At 53.2% G+C, this 24,509-nt stretch carries 16 protein-coding genes and 1 pseudogene; 11 read left to right on the forward strand and 6 right to left on the reverse strand.

Annotated elements, in window-relative coordinates; translation table 11 throughout:
* The first annotated feature begins 80 nt into the window (after positions 1-80).
* Entirely contained in the window at positions 81-1,442 is a 1,362-nt protein-coding gene (locus tag Q3H59_RS15820; protein ID WP_309835776.1) for an amidohydrolase family protein, read from the forward strand.
* 123 nt (positions 1,443-1,565) lie between these two features.
* Here the strand turns inward: Q3H59_RS15820 and Q3H59_RS15825 are convergent, their stop codons facing one another.
* On the reverse strand, positions 1,566-1,763 hold the full coding sequence (locus Q3H59_RS15825; RefSeq protein ID WP_039333073.1) for a hypothetical protein: 198 nt from the start codon (positions 1,761-1,763) through the stop codon (positions 1,566-1,568).
* A 402-nt stretch (positions 1,764-2,165) separates the two neighbouring features.
* On the opposite strand from Q3H59_RS15825, the gene dbpA reads away from it, so the two are divergent.
* From dbpA to Q3H59_RS15840, 3 genes are all read left to right on the forward strand, one after another.
* Complete coding sequence (dbpA, locus tag Q3H59_RS15830; protein WP_101762496.1) at positions 2,166-3,545, forward strand: ATP-dependent RNA helicase DbpA; 1,380 nt, start codon at positions 2,166-2,168, stop codon at positions 3,543-3,545.
* Positions 3,546-3,686: 141 nt separating this feature from the next.
* Positions 3,687-4,649, forward strand: a complete 963-nt coding sequence (locus Q3H59_RS15835; RefSeq protein WP_008105989.1) for a chemotaxis protein — start codon at positions 3,687-3,689, stop codon at positions 4,647-4,649.
* 442 nt (positions 4,650-5,091) lie between these two features.
* Positions 5,092-6,648 carry a methyl-accepting chemotaxis protein gene (locus Q3H59_RS15840; protein WP_110867787.1) on the forward strand — a complete coding sequence of 519 codons (1,557 nt, stop codon included), beginning with the start codon at positions 5,092-5,094 and terminating at the stop codon, positions 6,646-6,648.
* 45 nt (positions 6,649-6,693) lie between these two features.
* Here the strand turns inward: Q3H59_RS15840 and Q3H59_RS15845 are convergent, their stop codons facing one another.
* The 4 genes from Q3H59_RS15845 to Q3H59_RS15860 all read right to left on the reverse strand — a co-directional run bounded on the left by Q3H59_RS15845 (position 6,694) and on the right by Q3H59_RS15860 (position 11,657).
* Positions 6,694-7,983 carry an HAAAP family serine/threonine permease gene (locus tag Q3H59_RS15845; RefSeq protein WP_309835781.1) on the reverse strand — a complete coding sequence of 430 codons (1,290 nt, stop codon included), beginning with the start codon at positions 7,981-7,983 and terminating at the stop codon, positions 6,694-6,696.
* 380 nt (positions 7,984-8,363) lie between these two features.
* A complete protein-coding gene (locus tag Q3H59_RS15850) occupies positions 8,364-9,359 on the reverse strand; it encodes a glycosyltransferase family A protein (RefSeq protein WP_101762499.1) in 996 nt (331 codons plus the stop codon).
* A complete protein-coding gene (locus tag Q3H59_RS15855) occupies positions 9,356-10,663 on the reverse strand; it encodes an oligosaccharide flippase family protein (RefSeq protein ID WP_192415371.1) in 1,308 nt (435 codons plus the stop codon). The genes Q3H59_RS15850 and Q3H59_RS15855 overlap by 4 nt, the downstream gene beginning before the upstream one ends.
* A gap of 16 nt (positions 10,664-10,679) precedes the next feature.
* Entirely contained in the window at positions 10,680-11,657 is a 978-nt protein-coding gene (locus Q3H59_RS15860) for a glycosyltransferase (RefSeq protein ID WP_101762501.1), read from the reverse strand.
* 1,026 nt (positions 11,658-12,683) lie between these two features.
* On the opposite strand from Q3H59_RS15860, the gene Q3H59_RS15865 reads away from it, so the two are divergent.
* From Q3H59_RS15865 to Q3H59_RS15890, 6 genes are all read left to right on the forward strand, one after another.
* Complete coding sequence (locus tag Q3H59_RS15865) at positions 12,684-14,324, forward strand: sensor histidine kinase (RefSeq protein ID WP_309835786.1); 1,641 nt, start codon at positions 12,684-12,686, stop codon at positions 14,322-14,324.
* Entirely contained in the window at positions 14,317-15,009 is a 693-nt protein-coding gene (locus Q3H59_RS15870; protein ID WP_110867792.1) for a response regulator, read from the forward strand. The genes Q3H59_RS15865 and Q3H59_RS15870 overlap by 8 nt, the downstream gene beginning before the upstream one ends.
* A 170-nt stretch (positions 15,010-15,179) precedes the next feature.
* Positions 15,180-16,268, forward strand: a complete 1,089-nt coding sequence (locus tag Q3H59_RS15875; RefSeq protein WP_137385230.1) for an ABC transporter substrate-binding protein — start codon at positions 15,180-15,182, stop codon at positions 16,266-16,268.
* A 73-nt stretch (positions 16,269-16,341) separates the two neighbouring features.
* Positions 16,342-18,111, forward strand: coding sequence for an iron ABC transporter permease (locus tag Q3H59_RS15880; RefSeq protein WP_101762505.1), 1,770 nt, complete (start codon positions 16,342-16,344; stop codon positions 18,109-18,111).
* On the forward strand, positions 18,104-19,174 hold the full coding sequence (locus Q3H59_RS15885; RefSeq protein ID WP_217547452.1) for an ABC transporter ATP-binding protein: 1,071 nt from the start codon (positions 18,104-18,106) through the stop codon (positions 19,172-19,174). The genes Q3H59_RS15880 and Q3H59_RS15885 overlap by 8 nt, the downstream gene beginning before the upstream one ends.
* Before the next feature lie 285 nt (positions 19,175-19,459).
* Entirely contained in the window at positions 19,460-22,861 is a 3,402-nt protein-coding gene (locus Q3H59_RS15890) for an autotransporter outer membrane beta-barrel domain-containing protein (RefSeq protein ID WP_309835791.1), read from the forward strand.
* Here Q3H59_RS15890 and Q3H59_RS15895 read toward each other — a convergent pair.
* Positions 22,765-23,073, reverse strand: coding sequence for a hypothetical protein (locus Q3H59_RS15895; protein WP_309836765.1), 309 nt, complete (start codon positions 23,071-23,073; stop codon positions 22,765-22,767). The genes Q3H59_RS15890 and Q3H59_RS15895 overlap by 97 nt on opposite strands.
* Positions 23,074-23,424: 351 nt before the next feature.
* On the opposite strand from Q3H59_RS15895, the pseudogene Q3H59_RS24730 reads away from it, so the two are divergent.
* Positions 23,425-23,544: pseudogene (locus Q3H59_RS24730) on the forward strand (ESPR domain-containing protein); the annotation flags it as partial.
* Positions 23,545-24,509: the final 965 nt, after the last annotated feature.

Consider the following 24,509-nt stretch of genomic DNA (forward strand, 5'->3'; position numbering starts at 1 on the left):
CTGCTAACCAGTGGCAAATATCGCAGCGCGCTGCGTTGAGTTTTGCCAGATTAAGCGTTTCTCATTTGATGGAACCGCTGATGCAACTGACCTCTCCCAGCCGTCGTGAATTTCTTAGTCTGACCGCCGCCGGAAGCCTGCTGGCCGCCGGCATCAGCTGCGCTGCACCCGCTTCACCGCTGCTCGCTAACAGCACACAGCCGCACACGCCGCCACCGCGCGTTGCGCACTACCAGCTGCTCAATGTCCGCCTCGAAGAGGGCTTTGAGCGCGACGGTAAAGAGGTGATCGCCACACGCACCGCGCTGTACGACATCACCATCAAAGACGGCACTTTCGCGGCGATTGATGCCGCAGGCAAAGCGCGCAACACCAATCTGCCTCAGTGGGATGCCAACGGCGCCCTGCTGCTGCCGCGCACCCGTGATATGCATATCCATCTCGACAAAACCTTTTACGGTGGTCCGTGGGAAGCGCCACGTCCGCGTCAGGGCAAAACCATCATGGATATGATTGCGCGCGAACAGGTGCTGATCCCGCAACTGCTGCCAACGTCGCAGGCGCGTGCCGAAGCGATCATTGGTTTGCTGCACAGCAAAGGCACCACAGAAGCGCGCAGCCACTGCAATATCGATCCGGTGAGCGGCCTGAAAAGCCTTGAGCATCTCAAGCTGGCGCTAGCGAATCATCCGGAATTCCCGTGTGAAATCGTTGCCTTCCCGCAGCACGGTTTGCTGCACTCGAAGGTTGATGGCTTGATGCGCGAAGCGATGCAGATGGGCGTGCAGTTTGTCGGCGGGCTCGATCCGACCAACGTGGATGGTGCGATGCAGGCGTCGCTGGATGCGATGTTCCAGATCGCCCTCGATTTCCAGCGCGGCGTGGATATCCATCTGCACGAAACCTCGCCATCCGGCGTGGCGGCCATTCAGTACATGATCGATACCATCGCGAAAAACCCGCAGCTGAAGGGTAAAGTGACGCTGAGCCACGGTTTTGCGCTCGGCACGCTGGAAGGCAAAGCGCTGGATCAGATGATTGCGGGCATGGCCGAGCAGCAGATGAGCGTGGCGTCGACCATTCCGATTGGCAAGCTGACCATGCCGCTGCCGCAGTTGCAGGCGGCGGGCATCACGGTGATGACCGGCACGGACAGCGTGATCGATCACTGGTCACCGTTTGGCACCGGCAGCATGCTGGAGAAAGCCAATTTGTACGCGCAGCTGTATCGCGGTTCCGATGAGTTCGGTTTGAGCCGCGCGCTGCATATCGCCACCGGCGGGATTTTGCCGCTGTCGAATCAGGGCGAACGTCAGTGGCCGAAGGTCGACGATGAAGCCAGCATGATGCTGGTCGAGGCCAGCTGTTCCGCCGAAGCCGTTGCCCGCATCTCCCCGGTCCGCGCCACCTTCCACCGCGGATTGCCAGTGTTCAGTGCGTAAGCCGAAAATCGCACATTCCCGTAGCGGCGCGTGGCTGAAGGCACCCAACAAAAAAGCCTCCGCAAGGAGGCTTTACGTACGACATAAACAGGCGGCATGCGCACACCCGATGAGTGCTGGATTTTACGAAAGCATCTGAATCGCCAGCGCATACAGCCGCTGGTTTTCATCGTCGCTGACAGGCTCTTCTTCCGCGTAACAGGCAATCATAGAGCTGACTTTATCCGAAGATAAGGTTTCCCCATGCAGATGCAGCGTTAACACGGCGCGGCCGACGATTTTCAGAATGTCTTCGTTTTGTCCCTGGACATAATGACTCAATGAAATGACCTCTGAAATATTATGGGTATTTACTGATTAGCCAAACGGCGGGGTAAATATAAAGCAAATCGGCTATTCGTTTTAATCAGAATTTTACCTAAGCGAAGCCATTCATTAGCACAATACTTATAAGTAAGCATTAACAAACCCTGATAATGCTTGTTTAATAACGCTAATTCTCCTTTTTCGTTGAATATGTCGAGGTTTAGCGCCTTCATTGCAGAATAAAATCAACCATAAAAGCATTAGAACTTCGCAACAGTATGCGTATAAAAACGAGACAAGCCTGCTATAACGCTAACGGTTTTCAGGCAGGCAGCAGAAGCGTTTTTGCCATTGCCGATGACGCCCCTTTCTGCCAGACTGACCGCCGCCATCCTACCCGCAATTAGAGACTTTCCCGTGACTGCTTTTTCTACCCTGACGCAACTGCCCGCCAGCCAACTCGATAACCTGCGCGAGATGGGTTTCGACGCCATGACGCCGATTCAGGCCGCTTCCCTGCCCGCGATTCTGGAAGGGCGCGACGTGCGTGCGCAGGCGAAAACCGGCAGTGGCAAAACCGCCGCCTTTGGCGTGGGTTTGCTGAACCGCATCGATAACAGCCAGTTCCACACTCAGGCGCTGATTCTGTGCCCGACGCGTGAACTGGCCGATCAGGTCAGCAACGTGCTGCGTCAGCTGGCGCGTTTTACCCGCAACATCAAAATTCTGACGCTGTGCGGCGGCCAGCCGATGAGCGCGCAACGTGATTCCTTAGTGCATGCGCCACATATCGTGGTGGGCACGCCGGGCCGTTTGCTCGATCACCTGAAGCGTGACAACCTTGATCTCAGCCAGCTGCAAACGCTGGTGCTGGATGAAGCCGATCGCATGCTGGAGATGGGCTTCCGCGACGATATGGAAGCGATCATCGGCTTTACGCCGGAAACGCGCCAGACGCTGCTGTTTTCTGCCACCTGGCCGGATACCATCGCCAGTCTCAGCCAGCGTTTTCAGCGCGATGCGCTGGCAGTCGCCACCGAAGATAAAACCGAGTTACCGACCATCGAGCAGCAGTTTATTGAAGCCAGCGCCAAAGAGCGCCACAGCCTGCTCGGCGCGCTGCTCAGCCAGCAACAACCGGCCTCCTGCGTGGTGTTCTGTAACACCAAACGCGAGTGTGACGACGTTGCTGCCGCGCTGAACGAGCGTGATATCAGTGCGTTAGCGCTGCATGGCGATCTGGAGCAGCGCGATCGTGAGCGCGTGCTGATTCGCTTCGCCAACGGCAGCATCCGCGTGTTGATCGCCACCGACGTCGCTGCACGCGGTCTGGATATTAAATCGCTGGCGCTGGTGGTGAATTTCCAGCTGGCGTGGGATCCGGAAGTGCACATTCATCGCATCGGCCGTACCGGTCGCGCCGGTGAGAAAGGGTTGGCGGTAAGCTTTGTCGCCCCCGACGAAATGGTGCGCGCCAATGCGCTGGAAGAGTATCTGCAGCAGAAGCTCAATTGGGTTTCCTCCAGCTCGCTGAAAGGCACCAGCGCCAAATCGTTGCCGGCGACCAAAATGACGCTGTGTATTGATGGCGGCCGTAAAGCCAAAATCCGTCCGGGCGATATTCTCGGCGCGCTGACCGGTGAAGCCGGTTTTAGCGGCGACCAGATCGGCAAGATCGATATGACCGCCACCCACGCCTATGTTGCCATCGACGCCGCTCAGGCGAAGAAAGCGCTGATCAAGCTGAAAGAGGGCAAGATCAAAGGCAAAAGCGTGCGCGCCATTCTGCTGAAGTAAAGGGTACCCGCGTGAGGGCGATCGCTCTCACGCTAAAATTTCCGTTATCTCCCCCTTCATTTTTTTTCTCTTCTGCCGATAAGTTAATCATGGCGATATTGCCCTGCCCTTTACTCAGCCCAGATCTGCTCCGAGGCCATGATGGATAATTTTCAGAAAGAGATCGATGAACGCGCCAACCTTGCGCTTTCCAATAAATTCGAACTGCTGTTGTTCCGACTGGGTTCCGATCAGCTGAAAGGCAAATCTGAGCTGTACGGCATCAACGTGTTTAAACTGCGTGAAATCGTGCCGATGCCCACCATCACTCGCGCCGCTGGCATGCAATCGCCGCTGCTTGGCATGGCGAGTATTCGCGGCCAGTTTATTCCGGTTATCGATCTGCCCGCCGTCACCGGCTGCAAACCAGAAACCGGCCTTAACCTGCTGCTGGTGACCGAATATGCGCGCAGCACTCAGGCGTTTGCGGTGGAATCGGTGGAGAACATTGTGCGTCTCGACTGGAGCCAGGTGCACACGGCGGAAGCGGGCATCGGTAGCCGCAACATCACCAGCATCGCCTGTCTGGATACCGACGGCCAAAGCAATAATCTGGCGATGGTGCTGGACGTTGAGCAGATTCTGTATGACATCATTCCTTCAGTGCGCGGCGTTGAGCCAAGCGCGGAGACCGCCAAAGACTTCAATCTGAAGCCTGGCCAGGTGGCGATTGTGGCGGAAGATTCCAAAGTGGCGCGTCAGCTGCTGGAGCAAGGCCTGAAAAGCATGGGCATCCCGGCGATTATGCACAACACCGGTCTGGAAGCCTGGATCAAAATTAACGAGATGCAGAAAGAAGCGGCTGCAAACGGTGAGTCGATCCACGATAAGATCGCGCTGGTGCTGACCGATCTCGAAATGCCGGAAATGGATGGCTTTACCTTAACGCGCAACATCAAACGCGATAACAACCTGCGCCAGATTCCGGTGGTGATCCACTCTTCACTCTCCGGCAGCGCCAACGAAGATCACGTGCGTAAAGTCGGTGCCGATGGTTACGTGGCGAAGTTCGAAATCAACGAGCTGTCGAATGTGATCCACGGCGTGCTGAAAAAGCCGCGTTAATTATCGTAACGCCACCGTTCATAGCGTAATGCTTGTCAGTTAAGACCTGAAAACCCTTAATTACCGAGAGCACACAGTGTAGCGGCGCAATTCATTGCGCGATAAATCGCGCCGCTACGGAATGTGCGGTGATTTGATAAGGTGCTTAACTGATCGGCATTACGCCATTCCTGGCGACCCTTCAACCAGGATCCTCCCGCCTCACTTTCCCATCCAGTCAAAAATCAAGGTTAACGTCATTAACCAAACCGTGACGCATCTCTAAAAAATTAAAGTTAAAACATTAACAACCGATAACTGATAGCGCTTGCGCTGGTGCTGCCATACCAGATCTGTCACGCTGCGTAACCATTTTTACCTTAGAAAACATCAACCTGATGCGGGCACCTTGCCTGCTTTTCCGTCTTGAAAACATCAATTTTTGGCATTACGGGGAGAACCAATGTTGAGCTTAAAGAATATGAAGGTCGGCGTCCGTTTGGGCATCGCCTTTGGTTTAGTGGTGGCACTGTTAGTCATTGTCGGCATCACGTCGATTACCAAAATTAACAACATCAAAACCGGTATTACGTCGATTGTGGAAGACCGTTACGTAAAAGTGCGTCTCGGTTTTGACGTCCGTGACGGTGTTAACGATCAAATTAAATATCTGCGTGGCATCGTGATTGATACCACGCGTCCGGAAAATAACGTTAAACGTTATCAGCAACTCGCCGAAGCCACTGAGCATACCAACAACGCGATGAATAAAATCAAAGCGATACAGGTTACCGAAGTGGGTAAAAAGAAAATCGCCGGGCTGCTGGCGGCCAGTGACAAATTCGAGGCCGAGAAACATCAGCTGATTGAGCTGGTACGCGCTGGCGATGCAGACGCCGCCAGCACCTATGTACTGAAATCCATTACCGATACGCAAAACGCTTTCCTGGCAAGCGCGGTGGCGTTTGCCGATTCGCAATCGCAGCAGTTACAGCAAGAAGGCGCGAAGATTATTGATAACGGCTCATCCGCTATTGAGATGACGCTAATCTTCTCCGCTCTCGCCATTGCAGCCTCCATCGTATTAGGCTTTATGCTAACGCGTTCAATTGTGCGTCCGCTTAATGAAGCGGTGGAAATCGCCGGGAAAGTCGCGGCAGGCGATCTCAGTTCGCACATTGAAATCAGCGGTAAAGATGAAACCGCCGTGCTGATGCAGGCGCTGCAGGCGATGAACGACAATCTGCTCACTATCGTTTCCGATGTGCGCGCCGGTTCCGATACCATCGCTGTCGCCTCGAATCAAATCTCCAGCGGTAACATCGATCTCTCATCACGCACTGAACAGCAGGCCAGCTCGCTGGAAGAGACCGCATCGGCGATGGAACAGATGACCGCCACCGTCAAGCACAACGCCGAAAACGCGCGGGAAGCCAATCAGCTGGTGGCCAACACCTCCAACGTGGCGAAGCAAGGCGGCGTGGTGATGGAACAGGTGATCGAGAAGATGGAAGCCATTACGCTCTCTTCGAAGAAGATCGTCGATATTATCAGCGTGATCGACTCCATCGCCTTCCAGACCAACATACTTTCCCTTAACGCCGCGGTCGAAGCCGCACGCGCCGGTGAGCAAGGCCGTGGTTTCGCCGTGGTAGCCACCGAAGTACGTAATCTGGCGGCACGTTCGGCATCTGCCGCGAAAGAGATCAAGGTGTTGATTGAGGATTCGGTCGCGCAGGTGGATGAAGGTAGCCGTCTGGTGACGCACGCCGGTTCAACGATTGGTGAAGTGGTCAACAGCGTGAAGAGCGTGGCGGATATTATGAGCGAAATCACCATTGCCAGCAGCGAGCAAAGCAGCGGGATTAGCGAGATCAACTCAGCGATTACGCAGATGGAGGCGGTGACGCAGCAGAACGCCGCGTTGGTGCAAGAAGCCTCAGCGGCGTCGCAGGCGTTGCAGGAACAGGCGGATCGCCTGGCGCAGTCGATGAGTGTGTTTAAAACGGCTGCGGTGTAATGATGACAAGGTCGCCATGCCTGGCGACCTTTCTAATATGTATGCTTAACTGACCAGCGAATAAGCAATCGACGAAATCGCCAGCACGCCAACGATCACCACAAACACGTTACTGATTTTTCCGCTGTACTGACGCATCGCCGGCACTCTCTGAATGGCATACATCGGCATCAGGAACAGAATCATCGCAATAATCGGCCCACCCAGCGTTTCAATCATGCCCAGAATACTGGGGTTCAGCGTCGCCACCAGCCAGGTGGTCAGCAGCATAAATGCGGTGGTCAGGCGATTCAGACGCTGCGGCGTGACGGTTTTACCGCGGCTGCGCAGCGACTTCACCACCATGCCGTTAAACCCTTCACGCGCCCCCAGATAATGCCCGAGAAACGACTTCGTGATCGCCACCATCGCCACAATCGGCCCCATCCACGCAATCATCGGTACATTAAAGTGGTTGGCTAAATAGGACAGAATAGTGATGTTCTGATCTTTCGCCGCCTGCAGATCGGCGGGCGACAGGCTCAGCACGCAGCTGAACACAAAGAACATCACCGTCACGACCATAAGCAGATGGGCGTTCGCCAGGATGCGCGAACATTTCTTCTCCGCGCCTGCGCCGTACTCATCGCGCTTGGCAACAGCAAAAGAGGAGATAATCGGCGAATGATTGAAGGAGAACACCATCACCGGAATCGCCAGCCACAGCGTCATCAGAATGCCGTGGCCGCTTACATTCGCATCTAACGACAACGTTTCCAGCGCTGCACCATGCCAGTGCGGTACCAGATAAGCCGCCAGCAGCATCAGCACCGCCACAAACGGGAACACCAGTATGCTCATCGCTTTCACAATCATCTGCTCGCCAAAGCGCACCACCGTCATCATGCCGATGATCAGAATCAGCGACAGCAGCGCACGCGGCGGCGAAACCAGCCCCAGCTGATGCACGATAAAGCTATCGACGGTGTTGGTGATCGCCACGCTGTACATCAGCAGGATCGGATAGATAGCAAAGAAGTAGAGCAAGGTGATGATCTTGCCAGCGCCCACGCCAAAGTGCTCTTCCACCACTTCGGTAATGTCTTCGCCGGGATTTTTACCGGAGAGCACAAAGCGCGTTAACGCACGGTGCGCGTAATAGGTCATCGGGAAGGCAAGAATCGCCATGATAATCAGCGGAATCAGCCCGCCTGCACCGGCATTAATCGGCAGGAAAAGCACGCCCGCACCAATCGCCGTACCGTACAGACCCAGCATCCACACGGTATCACTCTTACGCCAGCCCTTAGCCGCCGTTTCTACGGTGCCAAGCGTACCGGTTTGTGAGTTGTCCATCTGTCTCTCCAGAATTTCAAGCTTTATCAACATGCAGCCACAAAGATGGCTACCAATCATGGCGTGGGCTGCTCCGCCCGGCCGGAACGCAAAGGATGACGCTTCATGAGATGAAATTCACGCATCCTGATGTTTTGCGCCGCAGTAAATGCACGAAACATGCGCGCAATCGATTGCATGGGGCGCTATTTGACATGAGACGCGGAATGAGTGCAAGAAGGAGTAACGGGGAGTCAGCAGAAAGGCGTGAGGAAAATGGAAAGGTGTGGCAACGCTGGGCTGTTACCACGGGTGGTGCAGATGACATAAAGAGCAACTCCCCCGGCCACTAGCCTCTGATACAGCAAATGCGTCCAGAGGCTAACGCCGGGAGAATTTAATTAGAATGCGCGCATTCTGTAGAGTGCATAAAGAAAATAGTACGCTGTGAGTGTATTCAAATTCATAATCATGTACTTCAATTTTTCATTTTTATTCAGCAGGATGAAAATACCTTTTGAGTATTTACCCCGCTTTATTTGATCAATTTCCTGGGCAATATCCGCAGGTGAAAACGATGAGTGATACATTGCGGTCACGATTTGCATATCCAGCGCCAGCACACGTTTGGAGATGCCTTTAAGGAAATAGTCGAGATCGCTGGCCTGATATTTACTGATGATCGAATCATACAGTGCGGTGAGAAACTGTTTACGTACTTTCAGTTCACTGTATTGCACTTTACGCTTCGATAATGAACCCGCCACATCTTCATAATGATAAGCCGCACCCGGCGTGACCAGAAAATTGCTAATGCAGCTGAAGAATTTAAGGTTAAATAGCAAATCTTCGCTCATGGAGATACCTTCCAAAAAGCGCAGGTTCAACTCCTCAATAATCTGACGGCGATAACATTTGTTATGCAGATAACCGATGTTATCACTCATCTCCAGCTCACCGAGCACATAAGGAATGTCCTCCTGACTGAAGAAGCCCGCCTGCGACACTTTGCCCACGCGATTGTCGTTGAGGTTGCCCACCATCAAATCGACAGATTCCGCTGGCCAGGCATCGAGATTCTGTTTGAAGATCATCAGGAAGTTATCATCCACCCAATCATCCGCATCGAGGAATAACACATATTCACCGCTGGCTTGCTGCATTCCGCTATTTCGAGCGGCGCTGACACCGGCATTAATTTGGTGAATTACCGTGACCTGCGAATAAGCACTGAACTCCTGCAGAATATTCGCGGTTGAATCGCTGCTGCCATCATTAACCACAATCACTTCGTAACTGCTGAACGTCTGTTTAAGCACGCTCAGTAAGGTACGTTTAATGGTTTTTTGTGAGTTATAGACGGGAATGATAAGACTAAACAGGGGTTTTTCATTCATGATAAACTCTCTTTACTGTCTGAGGTTTTGATATTGTTAAATAACAGCCATAGTTTCCTGGGATTGATAAAAATTTGATGAATACGCATTACGGGTTGAGCAGGGAAAAAGTAATTAAGCAGGGAGAAAGATAAAAACTCGGTTAATACCACGCTCATGGCCGCGCCATTTAAACCGAAATAAGGAACCAACAATAAAGAGGAGGCCACGCAAATTAATAACACCACGAAGGTTTTCTTCACTAAATAGCGATATCCGTTGTACTTAATAATGAAACGATCCATCACGCTGCTTAGCACCGCGCACATCGCTCCCACGCTGAGTAACAGCGTTGGCGCTACCGCATCGAGATACTCCGCACCGTAAAAGTCACGGATAAACCATCCGGACAATAACCAAATCGCCAGAATCACCAGCGACGAGACACCAATCACCAGCAGATGTAATTTCTGTGCTTTGATAATCGATTGCCGATCGTCACGTTCGGCAAAGAACGCCGGAAAAAAGGAAGCCAGCAAGGCATTGGGTAAAAATACCCACGCGGTGGCGAGCGTCAGCGCGACAGAGAAAATCCCCGCCTCTTTCACACCAAGGAAATACGACACGCTGATTTGGTTAACGCGGGTATAAATCGCCACCGCAATCACGGAAAACACCAAAGAAATACCGGACGCCACCATATAGCGGGAATATTTCTTCATCTGGCGCAGTGCCGGAATCGGTACCTGACGATGGTATTTCAGGAATATCGTCAGTTTGATGGCAAAAGGAATAAAGGTCGCCAGTACGATCGGAATCGACAACAGTTGCGGATCCAAACCGTAATACGAAATAAAGAAGCGCACGGTTAAACTGATCGCCAGCCCCGCCAGATTGGCGATGACATTCAGGCGCGCATTAAGCATCGCCTCGTTGTAGATATTGACCAGATCGAGCGAAGAAAACAGACAGGCAATCGCCGCTGCGCAGACAAATACCCGCGCTTCAGCACTCCACTCTTCGCCCATAATCAGCATGCCGCTGGCTGCCAGAATGCCGTAAATCACTAACACCAGCAGAAAGGTCGCCATCATTAAGCGCATGCCGGAGTGATGATTTTGCGATAAGCGTTTCAGCAGAATCACATCGCTGCCCATCAGCGCGATGCTTTGGATGAACTGAAAAACCAGCATCGAAATCGAGATAATGCCGAAGGTGGTGGGCCCCACATATTTCGCCACATAAGAGGTGACAAATATCAGGCCGAACACCGCAATCAGCTTTTCAGCGATCATCCACATAGAATTTTTTAATTTATCTTTCACAACTCAACCTCAGCGTTTATTTCTGTGCCAGGCGGCGCAGACGCGATACCAGTCGTGGACTGACAAAAAACAGCGCAAAGTACAGGCTCCACGGATTGAGCATCAATCCTGATGTGAAATAGGACTTGAAGCTGCGACGGTAGAGCGAAATATATTCATCAATAAAGGCGCGGCTGAATCCGTCGCTGTGCAGCGCTTTATAGATATAAGACGAGGTCACTTTTAAATAGAGATGGTAATAACAGCGGCTATGCTGCGCGGATAAAAACGCCTGCATGCCATTAAACGAACGCGCAAAGGAGAAATGCTTTTCGCGTAACGCCGATCGCGTGGCGGAGTTGGTGGATTCCACATAGTAATAAACCACCTGCTGGGTGAAGATCACCTGACGATCCTGTTGCAGGTGCAGGTAATTGACCACAAACAGCAGATCTTCGAAGTTATAAATCTCCTCGTTGAAGGTGAGCTGATGCTGACGAATCACATCACCACGAAACACCTTGTCGCAGATGCCGTGACGCGGATTGAAATAGAGCAGATCGTTAATCGCCGCCGAAGCGGTCAGCTGGCGCGCGTCACTGCTGTTGGCCGGGAAATCGAGCGGATCGCCTTGCGGCGTGAAGTGCTGCGATTCCCCACCCACCATGGCGATGTTGTTTTGCATCAGCCGCACATAGGTGGCAAACGCGCTGGCCGGCAGAAAATCATCGGCGTCTAAAAAGCACAGCAGTTTGCCGCGCGAGGCGCGAATGCCCTGATTGCGCGCCGACGAAACGCCGCCGTTGGTTTTGTCGATAATGTGAAAATGTGGGTAGTGAGCGTAATTCTGTAATATCGCGAGCGAGTTATCGCTGGAGCCGTCATTAATAAATATCGCTTCAAAACGGCTTTCTTCCTGCTGTAGCAGGCTGTCAATGCATCGCTCCAGATACGCCGCGGCGTTATACACCGGCACGATGACGCTGATCAAAACGTCGTTAACGGGATTTTGCATATAACCTCTGGACTCTGTCGGAGTAAAAGTTGCGGACGGAAAAAGTATTCGCTGAACATTGCAGTGATTAACAGTGCACGTTGCTTGCGCCCGGCTTAACATTTATTGCCTGTCTATTTCAGAGTTTCCTCAGGTCAAATAAAACTGGCCTTTAATTCTCTGTAAAAAGATCGCTAAATAAGATAATCGCCAAATAAACCGTGCAGATTTATTCTGCTTTCGTCAGGTAAAACAGGCAGGCTACCGCCCCAGGCTTGCAGCTACCTGTTTACTGACTACGCATAAACCCATTTTTCAGGCATAAAAAGGCTGCGCTGCGCTCGTAAGAGTTCAGTTAATTTTCAGCCAGTTACGTTTTATCTTGTGGTGATTTGGCTTAATAGCGTCACCACGTCATTCACGGCGAACTTAAATTAAATTTTTATCTGTCTGGTAATGAGCGTTAAAAAAACGCTGGCGTCTTTATCGCGCTCATCACCAAAAACAAGAAATGCCGACCGGGGCTGAGTAGGTGCATCAACAGACGGGCCTTCTCAACGAACGTCACGACATTAACGATATTTGCTGTGTGCCCTGCACTTTTATTACTTCGGCGCGTCTTTTTGCGTTCCGATGAGTGCAAGTGGCGTTAATTCAGTGCGGCGTTTGCGGTCGCACTGCAACGGGCTTAATGCCCAAAATTTGCGATCTAATTCAAAACTTTTCCCGGCATTCTCACCACTCAGGGTTATAAGGTCAATGGTTGCCAGGCCAAACCGGAATTTACTCAGAGAAAGGCTGGATTAAATAACGGCGCATAGATTAGCCGTGGTGAATTGATTTTTTGCCGATTGATTAGCGCCACAGCAGGCGAATACCAGGAATAAGATGGGAATATCGCTGACATGGTGCCAACAGTAACCAGCGCCTAAGCCGCGCCGGGATTGAAGCCAGCTCACAACTCTGAAGATAGCGTGTCACGGCACGCATTTTCGCGTGCTAGTCTGCAGCCATGCCTCTCTCCAGTTTCTCTTCACTGCAGGTTGTATGAAACGCAGATTATCTTTCCAGGTAAAACTCTTCCTGTCGCTGGTGCTGTTTTCCTGCCTGCTACTCGCCTTGCTGGGCACTATTCTGTTTCATTTTATCGATCGCCAGCTGCATCACGATTTGGGACAGCGCGCGCGGGTGCAGGCCAGTGAAATTGCGCTGATGCCCGGGCTGGCGGAGAAAGTAGCGCGCCGCGATATCGCTGGCATCGCCGCGCTGATTCAGCCGCTGCGCAACCAAAGCGATGCCAGCTATATCGTGATTGGCGACACGCAAGAACACCATCTCTATCACTCGGAGTCACCGGAGCGCCTCAATCTACCGATGATTGGCGGCGACAATGCCGAGGTGCTGCAGGGCAAAACCATTATTTCGGTGCGCAAAGGCGGCATCGGCGTGTCACTGCGCAGCAAGGCGCCAATCTTAAATGCCCAGCACCAAGTGATTGGCATTGTCTCGGTGGGTTATCTCACTTCCTATATTGCCAATATCAACGTTAGCCTGCTGTGGCAGGCCAGTTTGTATGGCGTGGCGCTGCTGTTGCTGCTGTTTATTTTTTCCTGGATGTTTAGTCGCAACCTGAAAAAACAGATGTTCTGGCTGGAGCCGAAGGATATCGCCCTGCTGGTGCTGCAACAAAAAGCGCTGCTGGAAGCGATGTATGAAGGCGTGTTTGCGGTCAACGCGGAGCGGCAGCTGATTCTCATCAACCGCGCCGCACGCGAGTTGCTGGATATTCAGCAGAGTGAGAGTGAACTGCTGGGGAAACCGCTGGATGCGGTGTTGCAGATTCCTCCGGCGTTTTTGCGCCAGCATGAGGTGAAAACTCACGATCACGTTACCGTGCTCAATCAGCGTCAGGTGATCGTTAACCGGGTGGCGATCGAGCTGGAACCCGGCGAGCCTGGCGGCTGGGTATGCAGCTTCCGTGATAAAAACGACATCAATACGCTGAGCAGCCAGCTGAGCCAGGTGAAACGCTATGCGGATAATTTACGCATCATGCGTCATGAACAGCTGAACTGGACCGCCACGCTGGTCGGCCTGTTACAGATGCAGCGTTACGACGACGCGATGCGCTACATCCACGCGCAATCAGCTGGCGCGCAGCAGGTGCTGGATTTTGTCTCGGCGCGCTTCACCTCACCCGCGCTCTGTGGGCTGCTGCTGGGGAAATATGTCAGTGCGCGGGAAAAAGGCGTGGAGCTGAAATTTGATCCGGCCTGCCAGCTGAGCCGCATTCCTGCCGCGCTGAGTGAAACGGCGTTGATGTCGGTGATTGGTAATCTGCTGGATAACGCCGTCGACGCCACGCTCAATGCCACAACGCCCGCCGCCCCGATAGAATTGTATATTTCTGGCCGTAATCAGGAGCTGTTAATCGAAGTGGCCGATCAGGGTTGCGGCATCGATGACAGCATTAAACCGCATCTGTTTGAGCAAGGCGTCACCAGCAAGCCGTCCAGCGAAGACGATATGTTCGGTGCAGAGCATGGCATCGGCCTCTATCTGGCGGCAGGTTATGTACAGCAGGCGGGCGGCAGCATTGAGATCAGCGACAACTCACCGCAGGGAACCATCTTCTCGGTGTTTATTCCGTTCCAGCCCGCCGCATTAACAGGACTTTCCCATGAATAATGCTAAGCCGCTTGATGTGGTGATTGTGGAAGATGAGCCGCATCTGGCCGATCTGCATCGTGAATATATTGAGCAGAACTTTCATCTGCGTGTGGTCGGCATTGCCGCGACGCTGGCGCAGGCGCGCGCGCTGATTGCTGCGCATCAGCCACGCCTGCTGCTGCTCGACAACTATTTACCGGATGGTCAGGGCGTAACCTTGATTGATGACCCGCTGCTGAAGCGTTTTGAGTGTTCGGTGATTTTCATCACCGCCGCCAGCGACATGCAAACCTGTAGCCACGCGATGCGCAGCGGCGCCTTTGACTACCTGCTGAAACCGGTGTTTTTCCATCGCCTGCGCGCGTCGCTGGAGCGCTTCATGCTGCTGGTGCAGACCCTGCGCCAGATGAAGAATGTCGATCAACAGGCGCTGGATAAGCTGTTCAACCTGCCAGCCAGTGACGCGCCTGCCGCGCCATCCACCAAAGGCATTGAGTCGATTACGCTGGAACGGGTGAAAGGCTTTTTTAACGCAGCACCGCACAGCAGCTGGTCGGTTGAACAGGTGGTAGAAAACATCGGCATCAGCAAAACCACCGGCCGCCGCTACCTCGAATATTGCGTAGAGATCGGATTTATTGGCGTCGAGATGCAGTACGGCAATATCGGCCACCCGCGACGGCTGTACCGCAAAATCCTGTGATCACGCGCAAATTCCGCGCGCGGCCACTTGTGGTTTTTATGGTGTTAATTGCCTAAACGACGCCAACAATCACACTTCGTGAAGATAACAATCCGTCACCTCTTGTGTGGAAAAGGCGATCGGCTATGTTGACCTTTAGTTCCTCAAATGTAACTAAAAGGTTAATTATAATGTCGAACACTTTTCCTCTGTCTCTGATTGCCGCCACTGTGTTTGTTTCAATGTCAGCCGTAGCGGCTCCGCCGCAAGGTTACCCTTCGGACTACCAAAGCGTGATTGATGCCGCCACCAAAGAGGGCAAAGTGGTGGTCTACTCCACCACCGACATCAAAGCCGCCGGGCCGCTGGTCAAAGGCTTTGAGGCCACTTATCCCGGCATCAAAGTTGAATATAACGATATGAACAGCACCGAGCTGTACAACCGTTTTATCAGTGAACAAGCTTCGGGTGGCACCAGCGGCGATGTGGTGTGGAGCTCCTCAATGGATACCGGCCTGAAGCTGGCGACCGACTACGCGCAGGAGTACAAATCTCCTGAACTGGCGCAGCTGCCGAAGTGGGCGGTGTGGAATAACAAGGCGTACGGCACCACCTACGAACCGGTGGTCTTTATCTACAACAAGCGCATGATCCCGGCCGGTGACGTGCCCGATTCGCACGCTGCGTTAGCCAAGCTGATCGCCAGCCAGACCGACAAATTCAAGAGCAAAGTCACCACCTACGATATTGAGAAATCGGGCCTCGGCTTCATGCTCTCAGTACAGGATGCCAAAGCCGACCCCAACTACTTCAAAACCCTGGCCGACGTGGCGAAAGGCGGTTTAGCCGTGCAGTCTTCCACCGGCACCATGATGGAAAGGGTTTCATCCGGCGAAAACCTGATTGGCTTTAACATTCTGGGTTCTTACGCCGAAGCGCGCGCCAAAACCGATCCGTCGCTGGGCATCGCTTATCCGAAGGATTACACGCTGGTGCTGTCACGCGTTTCGTTCATCAGCCAGCAAGCGCAACACAGCCATGCGGCTAAGCTGTGGCTCGATTACGTGCTGTCTGAAAAAGGGCAAAGCATTCTGGCCAATCAGGCCGACATCCCTTCCCTGCGCAACGATATTGAAGGCAAAAATGACATTGATGGCCTGACCAAAATGTTAGGTAACGCGCTGAAACCGATCCCGGTTGATGAAAGCCTGCTGGAATATCTGCAACCGAAAAAACGTCTGGATTACATCAAACAGTGGCGCACAGCCGCCGGTAAATAACGGCAGTACCGAAGCGCGGCCGCTGCGTCGCGCTTCTCTTTCTGTTATCTGATTCGCCATTCAGGGTCTCAATATGCGTGCATTGCAGAGAAAGTGGCAAAGCCTGCCGCGCGGCGTTGTGGTGCTGATAACCGCGCTGGTTATCTACGTTCCGCTGTCGTTTATCGTGATACAAAGTTTCTTGTCCGCCCCGTTCTTTTCGCCGTCGAAAGCGTGGAGCCTCGAGTCGTTTGAATTTATTTTCACCGATCCCGACTTCTATAAAGCGCTGCGCAGCGGATTTATTCTCGCCTTCGGGCTGGTGATCATCGCCATTCCGCTGGGCGGTATTCTGGCGTTTCTGATGGTGCGCACCGATCTGCCCGGCCGACGCATCATTGAGCCGCTGATCCTCGTGCCAATTTTTGTCTCGCCGATGGTACTCGGCTTTGGTTACGTGGTGGCGGCGGGCCCGGTGGGATTCTTCTCGCTGTGGGCACAATCGCTGTTCGGTTTTGTGCCGTGGAATATCTACGACATGTCGAGCATTGTGGTGATCGCCGGGCTAACGCACGTCCCGCACGCCTATCTGTATATCTCTTCTGCACTACGCAGTGTGGGATCGGATGTGGAAGAAGCGGCGCGTATTGCGGGTGCGACACCGCTGCAGGTGATGACGGCGGTGAGCTTGCCGATGGTGCGTCCTTCGATGCTGTATGCCACCGTGCTGCTGTTCTTCCTCGGCCTGGAGGTGTTCGGCCTGATGCTGGTGCTGGGCGATCCCGAAGGCAACATGGTGTTGGCCACCTATCTCTACCAACTGACTAATAAACTCGGCACGCCTTCTTATCATCTGATGGCTGCCGTGGCGGTGGTGCTGATCTGTATCACCATCCCGCTGGTGATGCTGCAACGCCGCCTGATGCGCACCGCCAATCGCTTTGTCACCGTAAAAGGCAAAGCCTCGCAGGCGCGTGCGCTGCCGCTGGGCAAATGGCGTTGGGTGGCGGGCGCGGTTGTCGCCTTCTGGCTGACGGTGACCATTGGCGTGCCGCTGCTGGGCGTGGTGCTGCGTGCGTTTATCTCAAACTGGGGCGTTGGCGTCTCAATCTGGGATGAGCTGTCGATCAAAACTTTCCAGACCATCTGGGCGCAGCCTAACCTGCTGCGCGCCATCGTCAACTCGATGGCGATTGGGGTAATTGGCGGCGCGCTGGCGGTGGTGTGTTACCTGTTTATCGGCATCGCCATGCACCGCAAACCCGATAACACCACGCGCTTTCTCGACTACAGCGTGCTGGTACCGCGTGCGGTGCCGGGCTTGCTGGCAGGCCTGGCGTTTCTCTGGGTGTTCCTGTTCCTGCCGATGTGGCTGGATAACTCGCTCAAATCGGGCTGGCTGTCTGATTTCGTCTGGTCGCAGTGGCTGCGCGATAACCTGATCGTCTGGCTGCGGTCACTGCGCAGCACCATCTTCAGCGTCTGGCTGGCGTATACCGTGGTGTGGATGGCGTATGGCCTGCGTCTGATCTCGTCCACGCTGCTGCAGGTCGGGCCGGAACTGGAAGAGGCGGCGCGCAGCACCGGCGCCACGCGCGGACAGATCACGCGTCACGTCACCATTCCGTTATCCCGTTACGGCCTGATTGGCTCATGGCTGCTGATGTTCCTGATTTTCGAGCGCGAATATTCCACCGGCGTGTACCTGCTTTCGCCCGGCACGGAAACCATCGGCTCCATGCTGGTTTCCCTGTGGGCGGCGGGCGCGATAGATATCGTCGCCGCACTCTCGTTTATTAACATCCTGCTGGTCGTGGTCGGTTTGGGTATTGCCTTGCGATTTGGAGTCAAATTACATGATTGAATTATCGGTCGAAAACCTGCACTTAACTTACGGCGACAATCCGGTGCTGAAAGGCGTGTCGATGAATTTGCAGCGCGGCGAAGTGGTTTCTCTGCTTGGTCCGTCCGGCAGCGGCAAAACCACGCTGCTGCGTGCGGTCGCCGGGCTGGAGAAGCCAACGCAAGGCACGATTGTGATTGGCAACAACACGGTTTACGCCGGCACGCCGCGCAGTGAGATCCCAGCGGAAGAACGTAATCTGGGGTTGGTGTTCCAGTCCTACGCCTTGTGGCCGCACAAAACCGTGTTCGAGAACGTGGCGTATCCGTTAAAGCTGCGCAAAGTGGCGGCAGCGGAGATCACCCAACGCGTGCAGGATGTGTTGGTGCAGTTGGGGTTAGGCCACCTTGGTAAACGCCATCCGCACCAGCTTTCTGGCGGTCAGCAGCAGCGCGTGGCAATTGGTCGTGCGCTGGTCTACAACCCGCCGGTGATCCTGCTGGATGAGCCGTTGTCGAATCTGGATGCCAAGCTGCGCGAAGAGGCGCGCGTGTTCCTGCGTGAGCTGATCATCAAACTGGGCTTGTCGGCGCTGATGGTGACACACGACCAGAATGAGGCGATGGCGATTTCCGACCGTATTTTGCTGCTCAATAACGGCAAAATCGAACAGCAAGGCACGCCGCAGGAGATGTACGGCTCGCCAAAAACCCTGTTCACCGCCGAGTTTATGGGCAGCAACAACCGGCTGCACGGCAAAATCACCGAGCTGCGCGACGGCAAAGCGCGCATCGAGGGCAAAGGCTGGGCGTTGTGGGGATTGGCGGGCGCAGGCGTGCAAAACGGCCAGGAAGCCACGGCGGTGATCCGCGTCGAGCGGGTGAAACTGGTCGAGGGGCCGGGCGAAAATCAGCTGGAACTGCCGCTGCTCACCAGCATGTATCTGGGCGATCGCTGGGAATATTTGTTCCGCACCCAGGGCGATGATTTTGTCATTCGCGCTTATGGCAGCGAGGTGCGCGATCCGCAGCACTGCCATCTGGCATTGCCGGAAAACCATGTGTGGATTTTCCCGAAATCCTGATGTTAAGGAGGCGGCCAGCCGCCTCCTTTCTTCACTGATAATCCTCATTAAAAATATTTTTTTTAAAATAGAATAAACAGCGACACATCACCTCCTGCTATTAAATACGCCGCTCAATAATTAAATTCTTTCTGTACTTATTTTATTCAAGACATGTCTTAGCCGGTTTTTTACCGCATCTTTCATATTCTCTCTGCCATCAAATTATATCCATCCCTTAATCATCCCGCGCGCGAATCAACGTTTTATTTCGGCGTGAGATATTTTTACAGGCAGAGAGTCAAAATGAATAAAAACTATCGGGTTATCTGGAACCACAGCCAGGGTAATTATGTTGTCACCTCCGAACTGGCACGCGGTAAAGTAAAATCATCCCGCTCCAGCACAGCACGTCGCCTCACCGCAGGCTGCGTGGCGACGGCCTTTGTGGCGGTCGCCAGCGTCGGAATTATCCAGCCAGCGCTGGCCGACCCCGCCTATGGCGAATATGCTTCTGGCGCGGGAAATATCATCAATATTCGGGATAAGGACGTGGCTACCAGCGATGACAGCGCACACGCCTTATTTGTTGAAAAAGGCGCCACCGCGCACAGCAATAATATGAACTTCACGACCAGCGGTAAAAAAGCGTTCGGGGTTAATGTTGATGGTGCGGGATCGAATATTGATATAACCGGCGGTACGATTACCACTACAGGTGCACAGGGATATGGTTTAGTGGCTGGCAATGGCGGCAAGTTAATGGCTAGCGATATTACCTTGAATACTTCCAGCGTGGGCATTTACGCCGATAAATCCAAAATTCTGGCCAAGAACCTGAGCGTACAGGCCAACGCCTATGGCGTTTACGGTTTGGGTAAAGGTACTGAGCTTGTCATTGCCGACAGCAACGTAAACGTGAACGGTAATAGTGCCTACGTGCTGCTGGCTGAAAATGGCGCTAAAGTCACCAGTACCAACAGCCATTACACCACGTCAGGCAGTAACGTTGATGGCGGATGGGTGAACAATGACTCAGAACTCAATATTTTTGGCGGCAGCATTACAAATACCGGTAAAGGTAGCAAAGGCATTCTTGCTAAAAGCGGCGGCATTGTGAATGTTGATGGGGTGACCGTGGTATCTACTGCCCAGGGAATCAATAGCTATAGCGCAAACACGGTAGCCAATGTGGCTAACAGTCATGTCACCGTTACAGATAATGGTGCATATGGATTACTGGCTGAAAATGGCGGAAAAACCACAAGTCATAACAGCCATTACGTCGCGACGGGTGATAATGCCTTCGGTGCGTGGGTAAATATCGGTTCGGAACTGAATATTTTTGGTGGGAGCATCACTACGACGGGAAAAAACAGCACCGGCATGCTTGCTAAAAAAGGTGGCGTCCTGAATGCTGAAAATATACAGATTGATGCAAGAGGACGTGGCGTCGTGGCACAAAGTGAGGGTACCCGCGCAAATATAAATAATAGCAAAATTTCTTCTGGGGCTTATTTTGGCGGCGCAGTTACTGCCAGTAATAAAGGGTTAGCCACCGTTCGAGATAGTAAATTAATTGCCGTGGATAGAAAGTCTGCTGGTATTTACGCCGATTTTTCAGGACAAGTCGATGCAGAAAATGTAGATATTGAGATCATCGGTGCCGGGTTTGGTGCAGCCTCAAGTTTTAATGGAAGGGCAAACATAATTAACTCAAGAATAAAAAGCCAAAGAGGTGGCACTGCTTTCCATGCTGAAAGTGGCTCCGTATTAACAGCTGACAATGTTTTTGCTGAAATAGATAATATTAGCAATCCTGAAAAGTTCGCTAATGCGATTAATGTTAAAACTGAATCCACACTTTATAATGGCCCGACCGTTAACATTAATAATTCATTTTTACACATTAAAGGAAATAACGCCGCAGGAATTTTGACTGACAGTACTGAAGGCCAGGCCAACCTTAATAACACCGTCTTGACAGTGGATAACGGGCCAGCAATCATCGCTTATAATAATGCCCTTTCAACAGTGAATCTTGATAACAGCCTGTTGTCCGGCACAACACTGCTCGAAACCGGGTTAGACCCGTACGGCGAAGATGCAGGAGCGGATGTGCGCGGTATTACGGTTAACGCCAGCAATCATTCTCAACTGCAGGGTGATGCCAACATTGATCGCAGCAAAACGCAGGCCAGCAGCGTCAGTCTGGATTCCGGTTCGCGCTGGCAGGGTGCCGCGCATGATTTACAGGATCTGAGCTTAGCGGGCAGCAGCCAGTGGAATATGACCGGCAGCTCCACCGTCGACAACCTGACGGCCAAAGACAGCACCATCACCTTCGATCACGGGGCAGGCGATTTCCACACCTTAACCGTTAAGGGTGACTACAATGCTGACAACGCCAAACTGGTGATGAACCTTGCGCTGGCGGGTGACGATACGGCTAGCGATAAACTGCATATTGCCGGCAACGCCAGCGGCACCACCAAAGTTCAGGTGCACAATGCGGGCGGTAAAGGTGCTGCCACGCTGGAGGGCATTGAGTTGATTCGCGTTGATGGCACGCAAAACGGTGAGTTCCTGCAGGATGGTCGCATTGTCGGCGGCGCGTGGGATTATGCGCTGGTGCAGGATAAAAACGGCAAGTGGCGCCTGGTTAGCGATCCGATTCCCGTTGATCCAACGCCTGTCGATCCCATTAAAGACGAGGGCGGCGATACGGGCACCGTCATTATACCGGAGGTGCCGCAACCGAAACGTACCCCGCGCGCCCGTCCGGAAGTCGGCAGCTATATTGCCAACCTTGCGGCGGCCAGCAAGCTGTTTACCCTGAGCGCAGCCGACCGTCCGGGCGTGAAAGAATACCGTGATGCGCTGACCGGCAAAGTGGAAAAAACCACGCTGTGGCTGCGCAACGAAGGCGCGCACGGGCGCTTCAGTGACAGCACCGCGCAGCTGAAAAGCACCACCAACAGCTACATGACGCAGCTGGGTGGCGACATCGCACAATGGAGTTTGAATGGCAGAGACCGTTTCAGCCTCGGCGTGATGGCGGGTTACGGCAATGCCAAAAGCAATACGCTGTCGAAAACCACCGGCTACAGCGCCAAAGGTCAGGTTAACGGCTACAGCGGCGGTATCTATGCCGGCTGGCAGCAGAATAGCCAGACGCGCAGCGGCGCCTTTGCCGACGGCTGGCTGGCCTACAACACCTTCAATAACAGCGTGAAAGGTGAAGGTCTCGGTCAGGAAAGCTACAAGTCGAAGGGGATGACCGCGTCACTGGAAGGCGGCTACAGCTTCGCCTTCGGCGAGCAGCAGCAGTATCGCCTGCAGCCGAAAGCGCAGGCGGTGTGGATGGGCGTAAAAACCGGCGATTATACCGAGCAGAACGGCACCCGCGTCAGCGCCACCGGCAAAAATAACGTGCAAACCCGCACCGGCGTTCGGGCAACCATGCACACCGCCACCGCGCAGCCTTACGCTGAAGTGAACTGGCTGCATAATACGCAGCGCTTCGGCAGTAAACTGGATGGCGTGAAGATTGAGCAGGCGGGTGCGCGCAATATCGGCGAAGTGAAACTGGGTCTGGAAGTGAATCCGAGTCAACACGTCGGCATCTGGGGCGGCATCGCGCAACAGGTTGGCGGTAAAGGCTTCAGCGATTCCAGCGCCGCGCTGGGTATTAAGGTACATTTCTGATCAATGCGCCGGGCGCCATTCAGGCTGAGTTTCGCGCCGGATTGCAGGTTAAGCTGACGGATCACCACGCGCGCATTGTTGAGATTCAACTGAGAACCGCAATCTGCAATGTTCAGCGTATCCACCGTCCAGCCGCCGTCGGAGAGATCGCCCGGATTACGCGTGTGCTCAATGCAGACGTTGCGAATAACCCTGGCGATCGCTGGGAACATTTGTTCCGCAGCATTGCCATCTGGCGCTGCCGGAAAACCATGTGTGGATTTTCCCGAAATCCTGATGTTAAGGGGGGCGGCCAGCCGCCTCCTTTCTTCACTGATAATCCTCATTAAAAATATTTTTTTTAAAACAGAATAAACAGCGACACATCACCTCCTGCTATTAAATACGCCGCTCAATAATTAAATTCTTTCTGCACTTATCTTATTCAAGACATGTCTTAGCCGGTTTTTTACCGCACCTTTCATATTCTCTCTGCCATCAAGTTATATCCATCCCTTAATCATCCCGCGCGCGAATCATTGTGTTATTGCGGCGTGAGATACTTTCACAGGCAGAGAGTCAAAATGAATAAAAACTATCGGGTTATCTGGAATCACAGCCAGGGTAATTATGTTGTCACCTCCGAACTGGCACGCGGTAAAGTAAAATCATCCCGCTCCAGCACAGCACGTCGCCTCACCGCAGGCTGCGTGGCGAAGGCCTTTATGGCGCTTGCCAGCGTCTGGATTATCCAGCCCGCGCTGGCCGCCCCCGCCTACGGTGAATATGCTTCTGGCGCGGGAAATATTATTAATATTCAGGATAAGGACGTGGCTACCAGCGATGACAGCGCACACGCCTTATTTGTTGAAAAAGGCGCCACCGCGCACAGCAATAATGTGAACTTCACGACCGACGGTAAAAAAGCGTACGGCGTTTATGTTAATGGTGCGGGCTCGAATATTGATATAACCGGCGGTAGTGTCAATACAGCGGGAGCATTCAGTCACGGAGTTATTGCTGGTAACGGTGGCCGCATTAAAGCCGCCGATGTGGTCATTAATAGCGCCGGATTTGGCTTATATGCAGATAAGGCCACTATCAACGGTAAAAATTTAACCGTCAACTCTCAGGAATATGGCGCAAATGCTATAGGCTCGGGTGCAGTTATCGACGTTTCAGATAGCCGTTTCACTGTTGCAGGGGCAAATAGTTACGCGGTACTTGCTGAAAATGGCGGTAAAACCACCAGTATTAATAGTCACTATGTCACTACGGGAAAAAATTCCTCCGGCGGCTGGGTTAACGGTAAATCCGTATTAACTATTTTTGGTGGCAGCATTACCAATACAGGCGGCGGCAGCACCGGCATTCTTGCTAAAAACGGTGGCGTGTTGAATGTCGACGGGACGACCGTAGAATCTACAGCCCAGGGCATTAACGGTTATGGTGTGAATACCGTGGCAAATATCGCCAACAGTCATGTCACCGTATCGGCTAATGGCGCATTTGGATTACTGGCTGAAAATGGTGGAAAAACTACAAGTCATAATAGTCATTATGTCGCGACCGGTGATAATGCCTTCGGAGCGTGGGTCAACACCGGTTCGGAACTGAATGTTTTTGGTGGCAGCATCAGCACTACAGGAAAAAACAGTACCGGCATGCT

This window comes from Pantoea sp. SORGH_AS_0659 (assembly GCF_031453915.1).
Classification (GTDB): Bacteria; Pseudomonadota; Gammaproteobacteria; order Enterobacterales; family Enterobacteriaceae; genus Pantoea; species Pantoea leporis.